Origin of the sequence: Paenibacillus zanthoxyli JH29, from assembly GCF_000520715.1 — a bacterium.
In the GTDB taxonomy this organism is placed as follows: domain Bacteria; phylum Bacillota; class Bacilli; order Paenibacillales; family Paenibacillaceae; genus Paenibacillus_AQ; species Paenibacillus_AQ zanthoxyli.
Window position 1 is genome coordinate 1 of sequence record NZ_ASSD01000235.1, and the last position, 335, is coordinate 335.

Here is a 335-nt window from a genome sequence, read left to right on the forward strand (position 1 = left end):
TATGAACCCTCTTCCGCGCAAGGCGGACTTAAGAGGGGGCGCTTGTTGGGGGCTTGTGCCGCCGGTGCTTTCGCTCGGCTGTTACTCCTCGATTTTCTTCGAGGGTGAAGGTGACAGCTTCGTGCGGTACACCCAGAGCGCATATTCCAGCGGCCGCTGAAGCGCTTTGTGGTAGGTGTCCCTTTCGCCGGCTCTTGAGAACACCTCGCGGGCCGGTTTGGGGTTGACCTCCAGCACGAAGACTCTGCCTTCCCGGTCGATAGCCAGATCAAGCGCCAGCTCGCATAAAGTGCCGAAGCTGTCTTCCAGAAATGAAGCGGCATCCAGTCCGAGCC

1 protein-coding gene is annotated in these 335 nt (G+C 59.7%); it reads right to left on the minus strand.

Features of this window, described 5'->3' with window-relative positions; translation table 11 throughout:
• Nucleotides 1–81 precede the first annotated feature (81 nt).
• On the minus strand, nucleotides 82–335 hold a 254-nt coding region (locus tag L691_RS32620), incomplete at its 5' end, for a YheC/YheD family protein (RefSeq protein WP_036736225.1).